Raw genomic sequence first — 23,024 nt, forward strand, 5'->3', positions numbered from 1 at the left:
TTATGACATATGTAAGCCTTACTTGGGTTAAAGCTAGTATTAATGATGATTTAAAAAAAACACGCAATGCTTTACAGCAATTTTTTGAAGATCAAAAAGATGAATCTTTGCAACAGTGTCTTGTTTATTTATCTGAAATAGAAGGAGCTTTTAAGATAACTCAATTACAAGCAGCTGCCACTTTAGTTGAAATAATGAAGCAGACTATTAAATCTTTTGATGCTCAAAAATCAACTTATGAAGCATTAATCAAAGCTTTAATTCAATTATCTACTTATTTGGATTATCTGTGTATTAATAAACATGATAAGCCTTTGGCATTATTGCCTTTAATAAATGATTTACGTGCTTGTAATTCACAGCCTGCTTTAGCAGCAAATAGTTTTTTTTATCCTAATTTATCTGTGATAATTCCTGAGCCTGAAAAAGTGGTGAATTTATCAGATGAATATCTGCAAAAATTACGAGTTGCTTATAAAAAAGGTTTAGCGGCTGTAGTTAAAAACTCTCAACAGACGGGTTTAGAATTTATAGCAACAGTAATGCAGCGTTTACAAGCTATTAATTCTCCAATGAATAAATTATGGTGGGTAACTGAGGGAATTGTAGAGGCATTATTAGAAAATGGTTTGAAATTAAATAAGACCATTTTTAATTTATTGAAACAATTAGATGCTGTTATCACATCAGTAAATGAACCGCCTAAGAAGTTATTAACCCATTTATTGTATTTTGTGGCTCATGCTGCTTCTGAAGGTAATAAGATTACTGCTATTAAAAGCGCGTTTCAATTAAACGATTATGTAGAACAGCCAGATGATAATTTTCTGACAGTGCCATCACTTGAAGTTATTCAAACTGCTGTGGCTGAAATCGATATAGAAGCCGATTCAAATCAAATAGAAAATATTTTGAGCTTATTAAAAGTATCTCCAGATTATATTTCAAAATCGCAATTTGTAATAGAAATTTTAGCTAAACAAGGTATTTATGCTGATTGGAATAACAATCCTCAATTGAAATCTGCTGCTAATAACGAAATTGTTGAAGTACAAAAATCTTGGAATCAGATACTTGAACAGTTAGATGCAAATGATGATGAAAATATAGCTGATCAAATTCAAGCAGTAATTAATACTTTAACTAAATTATCTCATAATCGTGTTGCTGAGTTATTAACCATTTGCAAGGAACATATTAAAGAAGAAAAACAAGAAATTCTTTTTGCATTAGCGGCAATGAAAGTTTATTTAGATATTCTCCTTGGTAAATCTGATAAGAAACCTGAAGAGATAATTTCCCTTATTGGTGATCAGTTATATGCAATTACCTAATTCTGATATTGATCCAGAAATTCTTGAAATATTTATTGAAGAGGTTCAAGAGGTATTGGAAGAAGTTATCACTGAATTCAATATCTGGAAAAATAATGAGGCTGAACTGAATTCTCTTAATAATTTAGTACGTGGTTTTCATACTTTAAAAGGCAGTGGGCGTTTAGTTGGTGCGACAGTCATTGGTGAATTAGGCTGGCATTTTGAGAATGCGCTTCGTCATATTGTTGATGGTAAATTTTCTCCAACTAAAGAACTTTTCTCTTTGTTAGAACAAGTTCCAGCAATATTACCAAATATACTTGAACAGTTCAAAAATGATCAGCAACCATCTGATGATATTCTAGCTTATATTAGTAAAGTTGAAAATTTACTAAATAAAAAAACTGAAAATGAGTTAAATCTGGATGATTTAGAAATAGATGATTTGGATTTTCCTGATGATTTAGATTTACCTGATGATGATATTGAAGATATTGCGCCTCTTATTGATGAGATTCCAACAGTAAATGATGATCCAATTTTATTTGAAATTTTTCAAAAGGAAACTCGTGAACATCTAAATAATTTAAAAACTCTATTAAATAATCTGCAAGAAAATTTACCTGAAGTTATACGTGAATTTCATACTATTAAGGGTAGTTCAAGAAATGTTGATTTTTTAACTATTTCTGAAATAGCAGCTCCAATGGAGGAGTATGCTAATGATTTATTAACTAATAAAGTTAGTTTATCTAATGAAGTTCTACTTTTATTTGATCAGGCTGTTACTTTCATTGAAGATTTATTTAATGGTAAAACTGTTGATACAACAGAACAAAAAGTTTTATTAGATAAAGTTCGTGAGTTATCAGAAGAATTACAAAATGAAGCTAATAAACCTGAAGATGATTTACCAGATGCTGATGATGAATTTATTACGCTATTTTTGGAGGAAGCAGATGAAATTTTAGAAAATACACAATCTCTATTAGAACGCTGGCAAGATTCACCTGATGATATGCAGTTAATGAAGGAGTTGCAACGTGAGCTGCATACTCTGAAGGGTGGTGCTAGGATGGTTGGTATTGTTCAAATGGGTGATCTTAGTCATCATTTAGAATCTGTATTAACACGAATTGTAGAAGGTGGTGGTGAGACTAATAGTTTATTACAAAATCTGATTCAAGATAGTGTGGATGCACTTGCGGCAATGCTGGAAAATTTGCGTGCCCATATTCCTTTGCAAATACCAGAAGGATTAATTAAGCAAATAAATGCAGCTGTAAACGGTGAACAGATTGAAGAGACTGTAACTAAGACTAAAGAAAACAAGCCTAAAAAATCTCCAGAAACAGTAGAGCAAGCTGAAGAAAATATAAGAGTACAGGCTAGTTTAATTAATAAATTAGCTAATATGGCTGGTGAATTATCTATTTCACGCGCTCATATGGAGCAATATCAGCAAGTGGTTAAAAGCAATTTGACAGAAATGGATCAAACGGTGATACGCTTGCGTGATCAATTGCGACGTTTAGAAATAGAGACAGAAGTGCAAATTTTTTCTAACTTTGCCGATTCTGATGAAGAATTTGATCCTTTAGAATTAGATCGTTTTTCATTAATGCAACAATTATCGCGTAGTCTCATGGAAAGTGTGAGCGATGTAATTAGTATTCAAGAAATATTAAAGCGTGAAACTAGGCATAGCGATAATCTATTAATCCAACAAGCGCGTTTAAGTTCAGATTTACAAGAGGGTATTATGCAAACTCGTATGATACCTTTTGGTAAAATTTCATCACGTTTGCAAAGAATTGCACGAGTAACGGCTGGTGAATTACAGAAACAAGTAAATTTTGTCATTCATGGGGAAACTATTGAATTTGAAAGAACTATTTTAAATAGCTTAGTTGCACCACTTGAACATATGCTTAGAAATGCAATTGGGCATGGAATTGAAGACGCTGAAACTCGTAAACAAGCTGGTAAATCTGAAGTTGCTAATATCAATGTATATTTATCTAGGGAAGGATCAGAATTAGTAGTAAAATTAAGTGATGATGGAGCTGGTTTAAATATAGCGGCAATATATGAAAAGGCGCAAGAACGTGGTTTAATTAAACCTAATGCTGTAGTTAGTAAACAAGAATTAATAAATTTAATATTACAACCTTCATTTAGCACTGCAAAAAAAGTTACTCAAGTATCAGGACGAGGAGTAGGTATGGATGTAGTTACTGCTGAAATTAAACATTTAGGTGGTAATTTATTAATTAATTCTAACACTGGCGAAGGTACTACATTTGAAATTCGTGTACCACTTTCTTTAAGTGTTGTTCAAACTTTAATTGTTAATATTGGTGACGAAGCTGTTGCAATACCGATTAATTATTTAGAAGCTTTAAGAAATATTCCAAGCAGTGATATTTTCTGCGAATCAGATGATAATTATTATTTTAATTATATGAATGAGAAATATCATGTGTTTCATTTAGGAGAATTATTAGGTTTTCATAAGTCTAATAGAATTGATCGCCCTTCAATTCCTGCTCTATTAATTAATACTTCTAAATCTCGTACCGTTTTATTAGTTGATGCAATTGAGGGTATGCAAGAAATTATTAATAAATCTGTTGGTAAACAGTTAGGTACTATTCCTTGGATATCAGGTGCTTCTATTTTAGGTGATGGTAGGGTTGTATTAATTGTAGATGTATCTGCATTAAATCATCAAGATCATTGTTTAAAATTAGAAGAATTGACTAATGAAATTGAAACAGATGAGAATCTGACAAAGATTATGGTAGTCGATGATTCTATTACGGTGCGTAAAATTACTGCTAGGTTATTAGAACGACAGGGAATGGAGGTATTAACAGCGAAAGATGGTTTTGATGCGATTGCAAAGTTGCAAACTTATACACCAGATTTAATGTTATTAGATGTAGAAATGCCGCGTATGGATGGATATGAATTAGCAACTCAAATACGTAATAATCCTGATTTAAAACATCTACCTATTATTATGATCACATCACGCACAGGTATGAAACACCGTGAAAAAGCACAAAAACTTGGTATTAATCGTTATTTAGGTAAGCCATTTAATGATACTGAATTAATGGAAAATATAAGGGATTTACTTTCATGATATTGCGTTGTATTTTAATACCGATTGGAAGTGGGCAATTATTATTACCTAGTGCTGTGATTGCTGAAATTTGCCATTATGATGAACCTAAAGAACTAATAAATAACAATGGTGTATTAGGTTTTATAGATTGGCGTGATAAAGAGTTGCCATTATTATCAGTTGAAGATGCATTATCATTACCTACTCCTTATTGTGTGAAAAAATATCACAAGCTTATATTATATGGTTTAGATACTATAGAGTTTTATGCTATTAGAGCGACTGATATGCCACGTAGTTTAATAGTGCAGTCAGAAAATTTAATTGAATTAGAAAAGATTGAATCTCATAATGGTTTGATATATAAAGTTCAATATGAATCAGAAGAGGCTTGGTTGCCAGATTTGAGTTATTTGGAAGGAATTGTAAGTCAAATTAATAAATAAACCTGACAGGTTTTACAAACCTGTCAGGTTTTTTTATATATGCTCCTGCAATATATTACGAAACACGTCAGGATTTTTAATATGTGTAATTTCTCCCGGGCGGGGAAAATGTAAGTCTTGTAAGCGCGATAACCAAAATCTCAGTGCCGCTGCTCGTAACATGGTTGACCATGTTTCTAGTTCTAAATCTGAAAGTGGTCGTTGTTTTATATAGCTTTCAACTAGGGCATCGACTCGTTTAGTATCTAAGCTTCCATCAGCTTGAACACACCAATCATTTACTGTTACTGCTAAATCATATATTAATATATCATTACAGGCATAATAAAAGTCAATTATACCTGATAATTTATTTCCTTCAAATAAGGCATTATCACGAAATAAATCTGCGTGAATTACTCCTGTAGGTAAATCAACTAATTGATAATTACCTTGAAATTCTAATTCTGCTTTTAACAGTTTGGCATCAGCAGTTGTCATTAGTGGCAAAACTCGTTCAGCAGTAATTTTCCACCAATCTGATCCTCGTTTGTTAGAACGATAATCTGGAAAATTTGGACTTATAAGGTGTAAATTACCTAATGCTTTACCAATTTGTTGGCATTGTATTATGTTAGGTTCTTTAACATCTGTACCAGATAAACGTTCAACCAAAGCCGCTGGTTTGCCTTTTAGTTGACGTAAATATTCTCCATTTTTATCAGCTATTGGATGGGCACTAGGAATATTATGTTCAGCTAGATACGCCATTAATTTTAGAAAATACGGTAATTCTTCTGCGGTTAATCCTTCAAATAAGGTTAATACAAATTCGCCACTGGAAGTGCTAACAAAATAATTAGTATTTTCTATTCCAGCATTAATTCCATTATATTCTATTAAATGGTCTAAATTATAATGGTTTAAAAAATTTTTAAGTTCTTGGGGTTCAATTTTGGTATAAACAGACATTTTAATTTAAAATAGTTTTGATTATTTGTTAGTATATAATACTAAAAAACTACAATTTTTTGGTCTAAAATTAGGAGATACAATGAATTGGAAAGAATTAGCAATGACATCATATTATCAAACAGCCATTGCTATTAAAGATCAATTAAAGCATGGATATGTTGAAGAAACAAGAGCAGGTATTGAAGAGTTAATAGACGCTTTGTCTCGTTCAGATAAAAGGGCTTTAAGAAGCCAATTAACCAGATTAATGATGCACATCATCAAATGGCAAATTCAACCTGAATTCCGTTCACGGAGTTGGCAATCAAGCATTTCAAATGCGAGAATTGAAATTGAAGAATTATTGGAAGATGAACCGCATTTAAAACCAAAAGTATCTCAATTATGGGATAAATGTTTTAAATCTGCTTGTAAAATTGCCAAAGATGAAACCGGCATCAAAGCCACTTTAAGTGAATTGACTGAGAAAGACGTATTTCAAACTAAATATTCGTTAGATAACTTTAGTTGATACCAACGCTCTAAATCTTCTGGGCGATCAACATCCCATAGGGTGGGCAATTGATGCCATTTTATTCCTAAAGCATTTAAACGTTGTTTGGTAATAGAAAATACTTCAGATGTACCCCAAGGTATATTGGTGAATATTTCAGGTATCAATTGTCGCATCCCTATTAATACATAACCACCATCTTCAGCAGGTGATAATACGACGCTATAATCTGTTTCTAAAGCGGCAAAAGCATCGGAAATAATTTTCGGGCTTAAAATTGGGCAATCGCTGCCTATTAATACAGTTGGCTGATCACTGTTTAAAGCATTAGCCATTCGTTCTCCTAAACCAATTCCTTGTTGACGATGTAGGCTTATAGCAAATTGTTGTTGGCAAGTTTGAAAAAATGGGTGTGATTCATCAGGCGCACACCATAATTGCACATTAAATAATCGACTAAATTTTTGCAAATTTAGTCGAACAAATTGTTTATGTAAATTAGTTGCGCTAGCGGCACCAATTTTTGGAATTAAACGTGTTTTTACTTGTCCATATATTGGTGCTTTTGCGAATATTTGTAAGTTCAATAATATTTACTTAAAGTTTCGGGGCTTACCCCTAAACTATAAGCTAAGCGTAAGCTCCACATTAATAATATAGTACGTATAATTCCATTTTCTTCCCACCGACGACTAGAGGTAATCACCGGTGTTTTTATACATACTGGGCGTTCGATACGTTTTAGACGACGACTTAAATCTAAATCTTCCATTAAAGGAATATCAGCAAATCCATCTATTTGTTTAAATGTACTAGTTTTTACAAATATAGCTTGATCACCAGTGGCAATTCCTGTAAAACAGGAACGCCAATTAATCATACGTTCTACTACACGTAATAATTTTGCTTTACCTGATAAGCGTACATCAAATCGCCCCCAAGATTTGCCATCTTCTTGTAATGCTTGATTAATTAATTTATCAACATTATCAGGTAATCTGGTATCAGCATGTAAAAATAATAAAATCTCATTGTTAGCATATTCTGCGCCAGCATTCATTTGCCAACCACGCCCTTCTTCTGCTAATAATACGCTATCAGCGTATTGGGCAGCTACACTATAAGTTTTATCACAACTTCCACCATCAACCACAATTACTTCATGCCCAGCTGCACGTAATACTTCTAATTTTTCTAAAGTATTGGTGATTATATTTTCTTCATTTAAGGTTGGAATTATAATTGATAATAATCCATTCAAGATAATGCTCCTCCACAACTACTGCCTTGCCCTGCCGTACAACCATAACAATGCCCAGCAACAACAATCGGATTACCATTTAGATCGACATTAGTTAATTCTGAAATATGTTGCTGCGTATTGCTATTTATTTGTAAGGGCAAATTTAGCATTTGGTTAAAATCACAGTCATATACATAACCTTGCCAATCAATGCTAATGAGATTCCGACACATTACTGTTTCTATGTTAGCGTCAGAATGAGCATCAAGTAACAATTGCATATAACCATCAAATAGTTTTTTTGAAACTAACAAACTACCATACCGTTGTATGGGCATATTACAAATCGTAAATATTTTATTAAACACAATCTTATAGTTGTTCCATAAAAATTTTGTATAATCTTTATTTAAACTGTCTTGCGGCGGAGGTAATTCTGCACCTTGTGGATTAAATACTAAATTTAGTATCAAATCCGATTTACCATAACCTAAAGCATTCAGTATTTGCAATCCTTTAATACTGTCTTGAAATACTCCTTTACCTCGTTGTTTATCAACATTTTCTTCTAAATAACAGGGTAATGAGGCTATAATCTCAACTTGTTGTGCTGCTAAAAATTCTGCTAAATCAGGTTGCTCTAATAATATTGTTAAATTGCAACGATCAATAACATGTATTCCAATTTTAGCTGCCGCTGTAACTAAATAGCGAAAGTTAGGATTTAGTTCAGGCGCACCACCGGTTAAATCTAAATTTTTTATAGATGGATTAGCCGCTAAATATGCTAAAATTTGATCACAAGTCTCGCGTGTCATAATTTCCGTGCGATTTGGACTGGCATTTACATGGCAATGGATACATTGTTGATTACACATGTAGCCAAGATTGACTTGTAAAGTTTCTAAGTGATCGCGTTTTATATGTGGAAACTTAATTTGTTGTAATAAAGGTAAAGTATCTAACATAGTTGTTATCGAGTATTAAAGTTTGAAAACTTTACTTTACCATCAACAAAAATTATATTCGCGTTTACATATAAGGAATTCCACTGCATACGTGTGCCAGATAAACCAATTCCTCCAATACTAGCTAAATTAGCGGCATTGACTTGATCTGGTTCACCTAAAATAGCAATGACTTCTGCTTGAGTCATGCCTGCTTCAATTTGAGTAAAATTACGTGCATTTAATTTTCCTAAAGAGCAAGCATGTAATATCACTATTATTAATCCAATTATAATAATTGATTTATAAACTTTCATAATTTTCTCCTATGACAAAAAAATTTGTATTAATTACTGGCTGTTCTAGCGGTATAGGCTATGAAGTAGCACATGGTTTAAAAAAACGAGGTTATTCTGTTTTTGCTACAGCACGTAAAGCAGATGATGTAGCTCGTTTACAACAAGAAGGCTTAGAAAGCCTTATCTTAGACTTAAATGATTCAAAATCCATTCACACAGCGGTAGAAAGCGTATTAGATAAAACTAATGGACGATTATATGGCTTATTTAATAATGCTGCTTATGGTTTACCCGGAGCGGTTGAGGATATAAGTCGAGCGGCTTTACGCGAACAATTTGAAACCAATTTATTTGGTACGCATGAATTAACATGCAAGATATTACCCATAATGCGCGAACAAGGAGAAGGGCGAATTATTCAGAATAGTTCGGTGTTAGGTTTTGTCGCTTTGTCTTATCGTGGAGCTTATAATGCTAGTAAATTTGCTTTGGAAGGTTTGACAGACACTTTAACTTTAGAATTGGCGAATACTAATATAAAAATTAGTTTAATAGAACCCGGACCAATTAGAAGTAAATTTCGTGCTAATGGATATCTTATGTATAAAAAACATATTAATGCTGAGCAGAGTGTTCATAAAGATAGGTATTTGAAAATGGAGCAACGTTTATTAACAGAAGGTGATGCTGCTCCATTTACTTTACCACCTGAAGCGGTATTAAAAAAAGTCATTCATGCTTTAGAATCTAAGAATCCTAAAACACGTTATTATGTCACTTTTCCTACCTATTTATTTGGATATTTAAAACGAATATTGTCAGATAAGATGATGAATCGAATTTTAAAGCGTGTTACTTAATTCTATCATTACCCAATCTTCACGTTCTACGATTTGTATCGTATTCATATAAGCTTGATATGCCGCGATTACTTCATCTTGTTGTTCTTTTAGAATTCCTGATAATATCAAAGTTGATTGGGGTTTTAAATGTTTAGTTAGTATTGGAGCTAATTCTATTAAAGGCATGGCTAAAATATTAGCTAACATAATATCTACTTCTGGTAATGGCTCTTCTGGTAACTGGCAGCTAATAACTTGATTAACTTCATTTTTTTTAGCATTATCTGCTGTGGCAATTAGAGCTTGTGGATCATTATCAACTGCCCAAATATGTTTAGCTCCTAATTTAGCAGCAGTAATCGCTAAGACACCAGAACCACTCCCATAATCAATGATTGTTTTACCAGATAAATCATGGTGTTTATCTAAGCATTCTAAGCATAAAGCAGTAGTAGCATGGGTGCCGGTTCCAAAAGCTAAGCCGGGATCCAGTAAAATATTCACTGCTGATGGGTTAGGAGGTTCTGACCAACTTGGGCAAATCCATACCCTTTCCCCAAATTGCATTGGATGAAAATCATCCATCCAGACACGAGTCCATTCTTGATCTTCTAAAATTTGTATTTCATACTTTTGATCTGAAAACTGTTTTAGATCAGGAGTTTCTTCAAATAAAGCAATTACTTGTGTATTTCCCCATAAAGGGGTAGTATTTAAAGCTGGTTCATATACAGGCTCATCAGCGGCATCTTTAAAAGATACAGAAACCGCACCTATGCTGAATAATTCTTCAGAAATTGCTTCTGCTTGCTCTTGATCTGTGGTTAAAATAACTTGTACCCAAGACATAATTAATTCTTCTGAGGTTCAGTTAGAGACCATGCGTAAGCGCAATCTAAATCAGCGCGTACCGCAATAAGACCACCTAAACCTTCATCTAACATCATGTCTATAGGTGTACGTTTATTAAAACGGCGATGAGGAGTTTGTAACCATTTTTTAGCCATGCCATAATTGCAAGGATAAGTAGTTCGCAATGCTTCAGCAATTTCAAAAATATGCGTCATTCTTTCTATGGTTTCTTCATGATCTGGTAAAGGCGTATCATGTTGATAACGTTTTAAAATTCTTGGTTTAGTGTCTTTTGGAAAACCTAGTAAATTAATTTGATTGATTTCATCAATATTCCATCCGCGTAATATCTCAAATATTATTTGAGAAACTGCCAAACGTTTTTCGGTTGGCATGGTTTTATATTCATTTAACAATGGAATTGTTCCTTGTTGGATATTTTATTATTTTAAATAATATGATTATACATAAATAATAGCCCCTTCAGGGCTATCAAATTGGCAACTTAAATTCCCCACCAGCCACTTCTCTAACCAATCTAGGAACCAAATACCCCGGCAAAGCCTTCCGCATTTGTTCCAACAACTCCGTCGCTGTCTCAGCAGCCACTTCAAAATGAGCCGCTCCTTGCACTTTATCTAATACATGTAAATAATAAGGCAATACTCGACAACTAAACAAGGTTTCACTGAGTTCAATTAAATCTACCGCTTTATCATTTATTCCACGCAACAATACCGATTGATTTAATACAGTTATACCAGCATCAACTAACTTTGCTAATGCCAAAGCAACTTGCTCATCAATTTCATTAGCATGATTAGCATGTATTACAATTACTGGCTGCAAATTTGTTGCTGTTAGCCAATTCAATAATTCATCAGTTACTCGTTCAGGCAATACAACTGGCAAGCGCGTATGCAATCGCAAACGTTTTATATGTGGAATTTCTGATACAGAATATGCCAATTCAGATAAGCGGCTATCTATTATATTTAATGGATCACCTCCACTTAAAATCACTTCCTTTATAGAATTATCTGAGGCAATTTCAGTCAAAACTCTTTTAATATCTAAAGCTTTATAATCAAAATGTTGACGAAAACAATATCGACAATGAATTGCACAAGCCGCTGTAGTAACTAATAACACTCGCCCTTGATATTTTTGTAATAATCCCGGTACTTTTTCAGCGGCGAAATCACCTACAGGATCAATATTAAAACCTGCTATATCTTCAGTTTCAGCTATTAAAGGTAATACTTGTCTTAATAATGGATCATTAATATCACCATAACGCATACGAGCTACATAGCCTCTTGGCACCTTCAACTTAAATTGAGTTTGTGTTGCGAGCTTTAAATTGCTATTTGATAATCCTACTAATGTTAGTAATTTTAATGGATCATTAATGGCATGACGCAATTCATACTGCCAAGTTCTGATTTCAGGTATCATATATAATTTTGGTAACAGCTTATTACCGCTTCTTAGGAAAATATTCCAGCCAATACTTAGCTAAATTATAACCTTTCAGTTTGAAGCTAATACCAAATCTTAATTCTTTTCTACCAATTTCAGTAGTAGTACCACGATTTTGTTCAATGTGATGAATTTGAGGTATTTTAGTTAAAATTTCAATTAGAGCGGTTGGATTACGGCTATAACCTTCAAATTTAATTTTACCCCCCTCAATTCTAAAACCCACTAACCAGCTATCTTGTGGAATCATTTGATTTAAACTATTTAAGATAGTAATTAGAGGTTGATCTGGAAAATTTATAATTGCTCCAATAGTTTCATTTATTTGACCAACTTCTGCTCGTAATCTACTAATATTTAATGTACGTTTTTTTAACTTAACTAATTGTTGTTCTAACTTGCTTTGATAATCTATAGCATAACTAACACCTCCGCCTAGACTTGTCAATACTAATAAAATTAGTAAACTAACCCTAGTAGTGTTCTTTTTCTTAACTTTTTGGCTTAAAAAAGCTGAAGCACTAGGTGGTGTAAAGGCATAATCATAAGCTTTTGCTGGTAATTTTACTTTTTTCCAATCATTTAGATTAGTTTTCCAATTTTGTGGTATCTCACTAAATGTTGATAGAGCTTCCTCAAACTGTTCTTCAAAATTCGGATTTTCTCTATCTATTTTAGCTACATGTAACCAATTTTTAATTACGCCAGATGACCATTCTACACCCGTTATATTAGTATCATCTTCATCATAGACAAAATAGGGTGTTGATTTGTTATTAGGTAAGGCAGTTAAAGGGCGGGGTATTATACAACGAACAAAGAAACCCACCTGCTTAAAAGCTTGCCATAACTCTTCCGCGCGTTTTACTGGCAACCATAAAGCAGTAGTTCGTTCCCCCTCTAAAGGGGCTTGTACTGCTAACAATAGTGGCTCTGTTACTCCGGGTAATAAACTTTCCTTTTGTAAACTAACTACACTCTCAAGGTTTTGAGCTGCAATCGCAGGTAAATTCAAGCTAGTTGCTACAAATTCTGAACTAGGTAATATTAAGGCTATGTTTTGCCTTTTTGCTCTTGAAGGTAATAAGCGTTTTGCAGCATTTGCAATTTCTATTGGTGTTAATTGAGTTACGGAATTCTTACGTTTACCAACCAATAATTTATGATCATGTATAATTAAATGGAATTTACAATTATCAGATTTCTTCCATTGTTTTTTTAATGGTTTTTTTTTCTTTTTAAACATTATAAATCTTGTTATCTAAAGCCCCTTCACTTTTAGCAATTATCACTGTTGCAGTTGCATCACCTGTGACATTTACTGCTGTACGCATCATGTCTAATAAGCGATCAACTCCAATAATTAAAGCAATTCCTTCAACTGGTAATCCTACTTGATTTAGTACCATTGCTAACATGATTAATCCAACACCCGGCACTCCTGCGGTTCCTATTGAAGCTAAAGTGGCTGTTAAAATTACTAGTAAATAATCGCTCATTGCTAAATCTATACCATAAACATTAGCAATAAATACTGTAGCAACTCCTTGCATAATCGCTGTACCATCCATATTTATAGTTGCTCCAAGCGGAATGGTAAATGATGCTACTGAATTATCTACTCCTAATTTTTTTTCAGAGTTTTCAATATTAAATGGAATTGTAGCATTACTGCTAGCTGTACTAAAGGCAAAGATTTGTACGCTGCGCATTTTTCTTAAGAAAGTACTAATACTTAAACCTGATAATAATTTTAGTAATAGCGGATAAATAATGAAAGCATGTATCATTAATGCTGAAACTACAACCATAAAATATCCTAATAATGGTTTAATTACGTCAAATCCCTGTAAAGCAAAGGTTTTTGCAATTAAGCTAAACACTCCTATTGGGGCTAAAGTCATTAAAATCATTACCAGTTGCATGATAATCGCGTTATAATCATTGAAATGTTGTTCAATACGTTTACCTGCTTTGCCTGCCATGACAATTGCAATCCCAAACAACAAAGAAAATAGGATCAAAGGTAACATTTCGCCTTTTGCCATTGCATCAATAGGATTGGTTGGTATTAAATTAATGATAGTCTCTGCAAGAGATGGGCTTTCTTTTGGAGTAAAGCTTTGAGCATTAGCTGAAGAAATTTCAAATCCTTGACCCGGAGCTACTATTGTAGCTATACTTAGTGCAATAGTAATTGCAATAGCTGTGGTAGCCAAATAGAATAATAAAGCTTTACCACCTAAACGACCTAATTTATTAATATCACCTAAAGCGGCAACACCACATACTAATGAGACAAATACCAATGGTACAACCAACATTTTCAGTGAACTGACAAAAATTGCACCAATAACATGGAACACATTGCCAACTAAAAATTCACTGACAAATAAATAATCCATAAAAAAATGATTCAAAATACCACCTAAAATGGCACCCAAAATCATTGCAAATAAAATAGCAGTAGTTAAATTTTTTGTATTCATAGTTGTGTTTAAAGTAAAATATATAAAATTGTAACAAATTTTCAATCATAAGGAATTATTAATATGTTAAATCTTAGTGAAGTTATGATGGAACATCATGATCTAAATAATTTTGAAGACTTAGTGGAAGTAATTAAACATAAAGCTCAAACCAGTGGCGAACGTTTTTTTCGTATGGATGTACGCCCAAGTTATCCAGACACACCTGAAAATTGGGAAGATCGTTTAGAAGCTGCTTTTTATTAATGGTAATTAGATATGTTGTGGCAAGAAGAAAATTCTGAACAAGAAAGAATCATACCAACAAATATTATAGATTTAGTATTTGATATTAACTGTAGCTGTCTGCCATTAGATCATGCTTATGCTTTATCAGAAGCAATTGATCAAGCATTACCGTGGTTTGAGGATCAAACAGATGCGGGTTTACATTTAATTCATGGAGCCATATCTGGTAATGGTTGGTATCGCACAGATGGTGAAATTTTTTATTTATCGCGTCGTACCAAATTGACTCTACGTGTTCCTGAACATCGCATTGCTGATGCGCAAGTATTAACTGGCATGACATTAGATATTAGTGGCTATTCTTTAATAATTGGTGCCGCTAAACAAAAAGCTTTAATACAAATGCCAGTATTATTTGCACGACATATAATTGCCAATCCTGAGCAAGATGAAGATGCTTTTATAGAATCTGTGGTTGCACAGTTAAAAGATATGGGTATTGAATGTCGTAAAGCATTATGTGGCAAAACTAATATTGTTAAATTAGCAGAAACAGAATTATTTACTCGTAGCTTAATGATTGCAGATATGGAAGCGAATGATTCAATTCGTTTGCAACAACAAGGAATAGGTGAAGGTAGAAAAATGGGTTGCGGTTTGTTTGTTCCTCATAAGGATATTAAGGCTGTAAATCCTGATCAGACTAATTGATCAAACCTGACAGGTTTTTAAAAAAAACCTGTCAGTTGTCATAAAAAATGAAAGAGATAATGGCTCATGTATATTGAAAACATCCAGATTAAAGAATTTCGTATTTTCAAAGATTTACAAATTAAGTTACAGCCGCCTGAAAATGGTGAAAATGTGATTAATGTCATCGCTGGAGTAAATGGTTGCGGGAAAACCACTTTATTAGAAATATTTTTTCAGTATTTTAAGGGTAATTTAAGCGATTCAATACAGATACAAACAGATATAAATAAAAAAAATGAAAATCCCAGACTTATTTTCATTCCTGCTAATTTAAATTTTAAATACAAACCAACTTCACAACTTAATACCAATTATCAATTCTTAAACATAATTGACGAAAACATTTTAGGAAAAACAGAAGCTTATATCCGAGAATACATACTTTCAATAGAACGCGAAAGTCACATTGCCAATCCAGAAGAACGCACTAGTTTAGCCATTTCTCAGTTCAATGAACCCTTTATAAACACCAAATTATTAACAACATTGCATGATCTGGATAAAAACCGTTTTAATCGTCCAGTATTTAAAAATATTAAAGGCGATTTAGTTACCATTGACCAACTCAGCGATGGTGAAAAACAATTATATGGTCGTGTTGTTGCCCTCATGATGCTAGAACCTCGCAATTCAATGATTTTAATTGATGAACCCGAAATTTCATTACATCCAGCGTGGCAACAAATAATAATGAAAATATACGCAAATATTGGCAAAAACAACCAATTCATTATCGCCACACATTCACCACAGATCATTGCCAATACACCTTATAAAAATCTGATTTTACTAACACAACAAAATAATCGTATCATTCCCGTATATCCACAACATCCACCTTCTAGTGTAGATGTTAATTCGATTCTTACAGAAATTATGGGGGCAGATAATCGTCCAAAAAAATTGGATGAACTGTATCAACAGTACCGAAAATTTGTAGAAAATGTAGAAGAAACAACTCAAGAAGCTCAAAAAATCAAAGACCAAATTCTAAAAGTGGAAAGCGCTAATTCAATATTTATGCAAGAAATGGATTTTCTGATTGCATTAAGAACTGAATCATGAAATACATACAAAAAATGGATGCACCTGATTATTTCATCACAGAAACTGCTGACTTTAATGCGGATACAAATTGGAACGAATTGCATTGCAAACCAGATTTGCGCCAACATTTAAGGCAGGAACAACAACAACTCTGTGCTTATTGTGAAGGTAAGTTAGAAGATAATAATTCCCATATTGAACACATAGAACCACAAGAAAAAAACCCACAACGTCGTTTTGATTATAATAATCTCATTGCATCCTGTAATGGTGGTGAGGCTTGTTGCTCGGATAACCAAAAAAATAGTTATGACCAACTAGATATTAATTCCTGCGGACACCGTAAAAGCAATGAATTTGATAGCAAGTTATTTCTCAATCCCATAGCACAAACTGACATAAACGACTATTTCGATTACAATCACCACACTGCCGCTATTATGCCCAGCACTGTTATGCCAAAGAAAGCGCAATATATGATTGATTTGCTAAATTTGGATAACCAATATTTGTGTAATTCAAGACATAATGCAAGAATTGTTTTAATTAAAATGGCAAAAAAATATAATAAAAACCCACAACAAATCCTCAATAGCGGTTTAGGAACTTCAACACCATTCATTAGCTTTTTGCAAGCCTGCTTTGCCTCAAAATAGAAGGATTGACTTAATTCCGAATTTCTTGAATTCCAAGTTCTCGATGTCGCACTAAAACACCATATTTCTGTTGTTCACTAAAATGTTGTGCCAATTGTTCTGCTAAATATACTGAGCGATGTTGCCCACCTGTACAACCTATTGCTATTGTTAAATAACTTCTATTATCAGAAACAAATTCGGGAATCCATGTTTCTAAAAAATTTAAAATATGTTGATACATTTTATCCACTTTTGGATATTGTTGTAAAAATTCAATTACATTATTGTCACGCCCAGTAAATTTCTTTAAATCTGCTTCCCAATGAGGGTTGGGTAAACAACGTACATCAAATACAAAATCGGTATCAAATGGTATTCCATGTTTAAAACCAAATGAGCGAAATAGTAAAGATAATCCTTGTTTGGGGCGCAATTCAATTGCTTTATGAACTAGATTGCGTAATTGATGGATATGAGTCTGACTAGTATTAATACGAAGATCAGCTATATCTGCTAAAGGTTGAATTAATTGACGTTCATATTTAACAGCTTCTTCTAAGGATAAATCTTTGCGAGTTAATGGATGTTTACGGCGTGTTTCACTAAAACGCTTTAACAATTCGCGATTATCAGCTTCAATAAATAATATTTGATAGGCAATGGTGGTGAGGCTGAGAGTTTTTAATAGTACTTTGACATCATATTCTTCTGTAATAGTACGTGCATCTACTCCTACAGCAAAACTGTTTGATTGGTTTTGTTGATTGTTAATATGTTCAATAAAAGCTGGTAATAAACCTACCGGTAAGTTGTCGACACAACTAATGCCCATGTCTTCCAGACTATTTAAAACTATTGTTTTGCCTGATCCTGACAAACCAGTTACAATTACAAATTTCATTTTAATATACTGCCTTAACTCCCCCAAACGGGGGAATTTTACTTAATAGCGATAATGCTCAGGTTTATAAGGTCCATCTATAGATATATTTAGATATTTTGCTTGTTCTGGAGTTAATGCAGTTAAATTTGCACTTAAACGTTCTAAGTGCATATGTGCTACTTTTTCATCCAGATGTTTAGGTAAAACATAAACCTTATTTTCATATTTATCAGCATTATTCCATAATTCAATTTGCGCAAGCACTTGATTAGTAAAAGAATTAGACATTACAAAACTAGGATGTCCAGTAGCGCATCCTAAGTTGACTAAACGCCCTTCTGCTAATAAAATTATGCGTTTGCCATCTGGGAAAATGATATGATCAACTTGTGGCTTAATGTTTTCCCATTCATATTGGCGTAAAGCTGCAACTTCAATTTCTGAATCAAAATGCCCAATATTACACACAATCGCTTGATCTCTCATTTGTTTCATGTGTTCATGGGTGATGACATTTACATTACCAGTTGTAGTAACAAAAATATCACCTAAAGCAGCCGCTTGTTCCATAGTTACAACGCGATAACCTTCCATAGCCGCTTGTAAAGCACAAATAGGATCAATTTCTGTAACCCATACAGTAGCACCTAAACCGCGAAATGCTTGAGCGCAACCTTTACCAACATCACCATAACCTAAAACTACGCCAGTTTTACCAGCAATCATGACATCTGTGGCGCGTTTAATACCATCCATTAAGGATTCACGACAACCATATAAATTATCAAATTTAGACTTAGTGACTGAATCATTGACATTAAATGCAGGTACTTTTAATGAACCATCCTTCATCATTTCATACAAACGATGTACACCAGTAGTAGTTTCTTCAGATAAGCCTTTAATATCTTTTAATAATTCAGGATATTTATCGTGCATGATTTGAGTTAAATCACCACCATCATCTAAAATCATATTTGGACGCCAATCATTTGTTCCAAAAATGGTTTGTTCTATGCACCACCAAAATTCTTCATCAGTTTCACCTTTCCAAGCAAATACTGGAATATCTTGATCTGCGATAGCTGCCGCTGCATGATCTTGAGTTGAAAAGATATTGCATGATGACCAACGTACTTCGGCTCCTAATGCTATTAAAGTTTCAATAAGTACTGCTGTTTGTACAGTCATATGTAAACAACCAGCAATGCGAGCATCTTTTAGTGGTTTTTCATCACCATATTCTGCTCTTAATTGCATTAAACCGGGCATTTCGGTTTCTGCAATTGCAATTTCTTGGTGCCCCCATTTAGCTAAATTAATATCAGCAATTTTATAATCAGTCATATATATATTCTCAGTAAATTAAAAATTAAGCTTTAGCAGCTTCGCGTAAAATGTCAGCTTTATCAGTACGTTCCCATGTAAATTGAGATTCTTCACGTCCAAAATGACCATAAGCGGCAGTATCAGTATAAATTGGATGTAATAAATCTAACATTGCGATTAAACCGCGTGGGCGTAAATCAAAATGCTCACGTACTAATTCAGTCATACGAATTTCATCAATGATACCAGTACCAAAAGTTTCAACCCGAATAGATGTAGGCTCAGCAACTCCAATCGCATAAGAAACTTGAACTTCACAACGTTCAGCTAAACCAGCGGCAACAATATTCTTTGCAACATAGCGAGATGCATAAGCGGCAGATCTATCAACTTTAGAAGGATCTTTACCAGAAAATGCACCACCACCATGTCGCGCCATACCACCATAAGTATCGACAATAATTTTACGCCCTGTTAGACCGCAATCGCCCACTGGTCCACCAATTACAAAACGTCCAGTTGGATTAATATAAATGCTTGTATCTTTATCAATCCATTGTTCTGGCAATACAGGTTTAATAATTTCATCCATCACTGCTTCACGCAGAACCTTATTATCAATTTCAGGATTATGTTGAGTAGATAACACTACTGCATCAATACCAACAGGTTTATTATCAATATAACGGAATGTCACCTGACTTTTAGCATCAGGGCGTAACCAAGGTAAAGTACCATTTTTACGTACCTCGGCTTGGCGTTTTACTAAACGGTGTGCATAAGTAATTGGAGCAGGCATTAAAACATCAGTTTCATTACTAGCATAACCAAACATTAAACCTTGATCACCGGCACCTTGTTCATGATCGTTAGTTTCATCTACACCGATAGCAATATCATCTGATTGCTTACCAAGAGCAGATAATACTGCGCAAGATGCGGCATCAAAACCAACATCTGAACTGTTATAACCGACTTTTTTCACAGTTTCACGAACAATTTCTTCTACTTCAATTTGAGCCTTAGTTCTAATTTCTCCGGCTACGACTACCATACCGGTTTTAACTAAAGTTTCGCAAGCAACGCGCGAATTAGGATCTTGTTTTAATAAAGCATCTAAGATAGCATCAGAAATTTGATCAGATAATTTATCTGGATGACCCTCTGACACTGATTCAGAGGTAAAAAGTAAGGTATTAGACATAATATTTCTTTTAATTTGGCGTAACTAATCAATTATAGCATAATTGTTTATGCGATTTTCATGCACAAAATATTTTGATTGGCTAATAATGTTATAATAAAGATTTTGACCTAAAGACCTGTCAGGTTTTTAAAACCTGACAGGTCTGAGACTTATTATGAGGAATATTATTTATGCAAGAAGCTATACATTATGGAAAAGTTGAATTAATACCGGGTATAATTTGTGATGGATATGTGTTAAATGATGGCACAGCAGTTATGAGTGAACGTGGTACTGCTGATTTGTTGGGAATGAACCAAATGGCATTAAACCGCATGAAGACTACTTGGCCTCCAAAAACGCTTCAGCCCTTTATTGATCAGGGTTTGGGCATGAAGACTACTTTAGTAAAAGTGGTATCCCAAAATAGCCCTTATGAAGGTAGGAAAATTGTTGTGTACAATACTAATTTTATAGAAGCAATCATTCGTGCTTATGTTATGGCATCTGCACATAGCGCACTTCAGAAAAATCAATTGCATATTGGAAAAAGATGTTCTATCTTAGTTTGTGCTTTGACTAGAACTGCATTAGAAGTTTCTATAAAACAAGCCGCTGGCTTATCTATTGATATTCAGAAAACTGCTCAGCAGCATTATCAAGATGCCGCTAAATTACTCAAAGACTTTGGTTTTAGTTGTTCAGTTAATGAAGATGTTGCCATAAAAAAAGACATTACAAAATTCCTTGATGTTCCTGAAAGTACCTTAAATAGTTTTCTTAGAAAACATCAAAATGAAATTCAACCGATTAAATTAGATTACTCAACCATCCGTTCAATGGGTTATAAAGCTCCACGCATGAACGGTTATCACTTAGAAGATGTTGGTAAAATAGCTGTTGGCATGGATACGGTAATTGGAATCGAATGGCGGAAAGTTTTGACTAAAGTTTTTGCTGGATTTGGTTTGCACTGTAATTATCCTATCGGTAACTACAAAGCTGATTTCTTTATTGAAAAGCTGATGCTAATTTTAGAATGTAACGGTTATGATAACCATCAATACTATGACAAAAAACTAGAAAAACAACGAGAACAGTTTATTAAACAACGCTATAGTATGGTGCGTTTCCATCATAAAATTCAGTTAGAAACTTTGTTTAATGGTATTTTGCAAGCTAAAATCGGAACAGTTATTAAGTTATATAATATCAAAGATATATATAATAATAATACTAGTAATTCCTTACATGATTATCTTTAATAATATCTATCACATTTATGGAAAATATAACAGCATCTGCCAATTTAGATAAATTAATCGCACAAGGTGAAAATAGTGGCTTAGAATTTAAATCAGTTAAAGTTAGTGTTGATAAAATTGCTAAAGAATTTGTTGCTTTTTCAAATAGTCAAGGTGGTATCTTATTGTTAGGTGTTGAAGATAATGGCGATATTACTGGAGTTGAAGAATCTAATAAAAATTATGAAGAATGGATTACTAATATTGCTAGAAATAATGTGAATCCTCCCATTGATATTGAGATAGAACAGATTCATTATCATAATAAGCTGATTTATAAAGTCGAAATAGCTAAAGGTAAAGATAAACCTTATCAAACTTATAAACATCAATTTTTAATTCGTATTGGTTCAACAAATCGTATAGCAACTCAAGCTGAATTAATGCGTTTATTTCAACAAAGTGGTGTTTTTCATTATGACCAAATAGCTGTTGATCGTACTTCAATTAAAGATTTGAATTTAAATAAAATTGATCAGTATTTTGACAATTATCAAATAGATTTTTTGCAAGAAGAAAATCATGAAAGTATATTAATTAATACTGATATATTAACTGAATCTGGTCAAGCAACTATAGCTGGATTATTAATTTTTGGAATTAATCCACAACGTTATTTACATAATGCTTCTATTTCTTTTGCCCACTTTGCAGGTTCAGATATTACAGAGGAACTGATTGATAAGCAAGTGGTTACTGGTAATCTTGATTTTCAAATTGATACTATGTTGGCTATTATTAAAAATAATATACTTAATCCTTCTATTATTAAAGGAGCTAAAACAGTAAATACTAATTTCATTTATCCAGATAAAGTTTTTCGCGAATTACTGGTAAATGCTTGTGTACATAGAAATTATGCAATCAGTGGTTCCAGAATTAGAATTTTTATGTATGATGATAGGATTGAATTTATTAGCCCCGGGCGTTTACCCAATAGCGTGTCTATTGAAAAAATTAAATTAGGTGTTTCTTACGCTCCTAATCCAATTATAGTAAAATTTATGGAAAATTTACGTTATATAGACAAATTGGGGCGAGGATTACCTATGGTATATAGAACCGCTAAACAGCAAAATAAAGAAGTTATATTTCAAGAAATAGGTGAAGAATTTTCTGTCACTCTACCATTTTAAATCAACACCTTATTAACATATTGG

Annotated in this window: 24 protein-coding genes; 11 read left to right on the plus strand and 13 right to left on the minus strand. The window is 33.2% G+C overall.

The genetic code is table 11. The features are described from left to right. Positions 1 to 2 precede the first annotated feature (2 nt). From BHU68_RS04865 to BHU68_RS04875, 3 genes are read left to right on the plus strand one after another with little or no spacing between them, the layout of a single operon-like run. Positions 3 to 1,334, plus strand: coding sequence for a hypothetical protein (locus tag BHU68_RS04865; protein ID WP_069470170.1), 1,332 nt, complete (start codon positions 3 to 5; stop codon positions 1,332 to 1,334). Further along, on the plus strand, positions 1,321 to 4,467 hold the full coding sequence (locus BHU68_RS04870) for a hybrid sensor histidine kinase/response regulator (RefSeq protein ID WP_069470169.1): 3,147 nt from the start codon (positions 1,321 to 1,323) through the stop codon (positions 4,465 to 4,467). The genes BHU68_RS04865 and BHU68_RS04870 overlap by 14 nt, the downstream gene beginning before the upstream one ends. Beyond that, positions 4,464 to 4,895 (plus strand): chemotaxis protein CheW, encoded by a 432-nt coding sequence (locus BHU68_RS04875; protein ID WP_069470168.1) that lies wholly within the window; start codon positions 4,464 to 4,466, stop codon positions 4,893 to 4,895. Before BHU68_RS04870 ends, BHU68_RS04875 begins: the two co-directional genes overlap by 4 nt. 33 nt (positions 4,896 to 4,928) lie before the next feature. Here the strand turns inward: BHU68_RS04875 and BHU68_RS04880 are convergent, their stop codons facing one another. Continuing rightward, positions 4,929 to 5,846, minus strand: coding sequence for a homoserine kinase (locus BHU68_RS04880; RefSeq protein WP_069470167.1), 918 nt, complete (start codon positions 5,844 to 5,846; stop codon positions 4,929 to 4,931). A gap of 82 nt (positions 5,847 to 5,928) precedes the next feature. Between BHU68_RS04880 and BHU68_RS04885 the strand changes: the two genes are divergently transcribed. Continuing rightward, positions 5,929 to 6,360, plus strand: coding sequence for a DUF29 domain-containing protein (locus tag BHU68_RS04885; RefSeq protein WP_069470166.1), 432 nt, complete (start codon positions 5,929 to 5,931; stop codon positions 6,358 to 6,360). On the opposite strand, the gene BHU68_RS04890 is transcribed toward BHU68_RS04885, so the two are convergent. From BHU68_RS04890 to BHU68_RS04905, 4 genes are read right to left on the minus strand one after another with little or no spacing between them, the layout of a single operon-like run. Next, positions 6,327 to 6,929 carry a TIGR04282 family arsenosugar biosynthesis glycosyltransferase gene (locus BHU68_RS04890; protein ID WP_171899489.1) on the minus strand — a complete coding sequence of 201 codons (603 nt, stop codon included), beginning with the start codon at positions 6,927 to 6,929 and terminating at the stop codon, positions 6,327 to 6,329. The two genes, BHU68_RS04885 and BHU68_RS04890, sit on opposite strands and share 34 nt — an antisense overlap. Next, positions 6,926 to 7,603 carry a TIGR04283 family arsenosugar biosynthesis glycosyltransferase gene (locus tag BHU68_RS04895; protein ID WP_216092587.1) on the minus strand — a complete coding sequence of 226 codons (678 nt, stop codon included), beginning with the start codon at positions 7,601 to 7,603 and terminating at the stop codon, positions 6,926 to 6,928. Before BHU68_RS04895 ends, BHU68_RS04890 begins: the two co-directional genes overlap by 4 nt. Then, positions 7,600 to 8,553 carry an arsenosugar biosynthesis radical SAM (seleno)protein ArsS gene (gene arsS / locus BHU68_RS04900; protein WP_069470164.1) on the minus strand — a complete coding sequence of 318 codons (954 nt, stop codon included), beginning with the start codon at positions 8,551 to 8,553 and terminating at the stop codon, positions 7,600 to 7,602. Before arsS ends, BHU68_RS04895 begins: the two co-directional genes overlap by 4 nt. Positions 8,554 to 8,558: 5 nt before the next feature. Continuing rightward, on the minus strand, positions 8,559 to 8,849 hold the full coding sequence (locus BHU68_RS04905) for a hypothetical protein (protein WP_069470163.1): 291 nt from the start codon (positions 8,847 to 8,849) through the stop codon (positions 8,559 to 8,561). Between the two features lie 11 nt (positions 8,850 to 8,860). Here BHU68_RS04905 and BHU68_RS04910 point away from each other — a divergent pair, with 11 nt between their 5' ends. After that, on the plus strand, positions 8,861 to 9,691 hold the full coding sequence (locus tag BHU68_RS04910; protein ID WP_069470162.1) for an SDR family oxidoreductase: 831 nt from the start codon (positions 8,861 to 8,863) through the stop codon (positions 9,689 to 9,691). Here the strand turns inward: BHU68_RS04910 and prmA are convergent. From prmA to BHU68_RS04935, 5 genes are all read right to left on the minus strand, one after another. Next, the gene (prmA, locus tag BHU68_RS04915) at positions 9,674 to 10,522 is read right to left on the minus strand and encodes a 50S ribosomal protein L11 methyltransferase (protein ID WP_069470161.1); all 849 of its coding nucleotides are present in this window, start codon (positions 10,520 to 10,522) and stop codon (positions 9,674 to 9,676) included. The genes BHU68_RS04910 and prmA overlap by 18 nt on opposite strands. 2 nt (positions 10,523 to 10,524) lie before the next feature. Continuing rightward, positions 10,525 to 10,941, minus strand: a complete 417-nt coding sequence (locus tag BHU68_RS04920; protein ID WP_069472762.1) for an MbcA/ParS/Xre antitoxin family protein — start codon at positions 10,939 to 10,941, stop codon at positions 10,525 to 10,527. A 76-nt stretch (positions 10,942 to 11,017) separates the two neighbouring features. After that, entirely contained in the window at positions 11,018 to 11,983 is a 966-nt protein-coding gene (gene epmB, locus BHU68_RS04925; protein WP_069470159.1) for an EF-P beta-lysylation protein EpmB, read from the minus strand. A gap of 22 nt (positions 11,984 to 12,005) precedes the next feature. Then, a complete protein-coding gene (locus tag BHU68_RS04930; protein ID WP_069470158.1) occupies positions 12,006 to 13,253 on the minus strand; it encodes a PilN domain-containing protein in 1,248 nt (415 codons plus the stop codon). Further along, positions 13,246 to 14,496, minus strand: coding sequence for a dicarboxylate/amino acid:cation symporter (locus BHU68_RS04935; protein ID WP_069470157.1), 1,251 nt, complete (start codon positions 14,494 to 14,496; stop codon positions 13,246 to 13,248). The genes BHU68_RS04930 and BHU68_RS04935 overlap by 8 nt, the downstream gene beginning before the upstream one ends. 63 nt (positions 14,497 to 14,559) lie before the next feature. On the opposite strand from BHU68_RS04935, the gene BHU68_RS04940 reads away from it, so the two are divergent. The 4 genes from BHU68_RS04940 to BHU68_RS04955 all read left to right on the plus strand — a co-directional run bounded on the left by BHU68_RS04940 (position 14,560) and on the right by BHU68_RS04955 (position 17,180). Beyond that, positions 14,560 to 14,742, plus strand: coding sequence for a sulfur relay protein DsrC (locus tag BHU68_RS04940; RefSeq protein ID WP_069470156.1), 183 nt, complete (start codon positions 14,560 to 14,562; stop codon positions 14,740 to 14,742). A gap of 12 nt (positions 14,743 to 14,754) precedes the next feature. Continuing rightward, on the plus strand, positions 14,755 to 15,435 hold the full coding sequence (gene cas6, locus BHU68_RS04945; protein WP_069470155.1) for a type I-MYXAN CRISPR-associated protein Cas6/Cmx6: 681 nt from the start codon (positions 14,755 to 14,757) through the stop codon (positions 15,433 to 15,435). 66 nt (positions 15,436 to 15,501) lie between these two features. Beyond that, entirely contained in the window at positions 15,502 to 16,542 is a 1,041-nt protein-coding gene (locus tag BHU68_RS04950) for an AAA family ATPase (protein WP_069470154.1), read from the plus strand. After that, a complete protein-coding gene (locus BHU68_RS04955; protein WP_069470153.1) occupies positions 16,539 to 17,180 on the plus strand; it encodes a retron system putative HNH endonuclease in 642 nt (213 codons plus the stop codon). The genes BHU68_RS04950 and BHU68_RS04955 overlap by 4 nt, the downstream gene beginning before the upstream one ends. 10 nt (positions 17,181 to 17,190) lie before the next feature. Here the strand turns inward: BHU68_RS04955 and rapZ are convergent, their stop codons facing one another. Genes rapZ through metK form a run of 3 tightly spaced genes read right to left on the minus strand, consistent with a single transcriptional unit; the run spans position 17,191 to position 20,578 of the window. Then, a complete protein-coding gene (gene rapZ / locus BHU68_RS04960) occupies positions 17,191 to 18,063 on the minus strand; it encodes an RNase adapter RapZ (protein WP_069470152.1) in 873 nt (290 codons plus the stop codon). A gap of 42 nt (positions 18,064 to 18,105) precedes the next feature. Then, positions 18,106 to 19,392, minus strand: a complete 1,287-nt coding sequence (ahcY, locus tag BHU68_RS04965; protein ID WP_069470151.1) for an adenosylhomocysteinase — start codon at positions 19,390 to 19,392, stop codon at positions 18,106 to 18,108. A gap of 25 nt (positions 19,393 to 19,417) precedes the next feature. Then, complete coding sequence (gene metK / locus BHU68_RS04970; protein ID WP_069470150.1) at positions 19,418 to 20,578, minus strand: methionine adenosyltransferase; 1,161 nt, start codon at positions 20,576 to 20,578, stop codon at positions 19,418 to 19,420. A gap of 173 nt (positions 20,579 to 20,751) precedes the next feature. On the opposite strand from metK, the gene BHU68_RS04975 reads away from it, so the two are divergent. Together BHU68_RS04975 and BHU68_RS04980 are read left to right on the plus strand one after the other, a co-directional pair. Then, the gene (locus BHU68_RS04975; protein ID WP_069470149.1) at positions 20,752 to 21,825 is read left to right on the plus strand and encodes a DUF559 domain-containing protein; all 1,074 of its coding nucleotides are present in this window, start codon (positions 20,752 to 20,754) and stop codon (positions 21,823 to 21,825) included. Positions 21,826 to 21,842: 17 nt separating this feature from the next. Then, positions 21,843 to 23,000, plus strand: coding sequence for an RNA-binding domain-containing protein (locus BHU68_RS04980; protein WP_069470148.1), 1,158 nt, complete (start codon positions 21,843 to 21,845; stop codon positions 22,998 to 23,000). Positions 23,001 to 23,024: the final 24 nt, after the last annotated feature.

Origin of the sequence: Candidatus Marithrix sp. Canyon 246, from assembly GCF_001723685.1 — a bacterium.
GTDB lineage: Bacteria > Pseudomonadota > Gammaproteobacteria > Beggiatoales > Beggiatoaceae > Marithrix.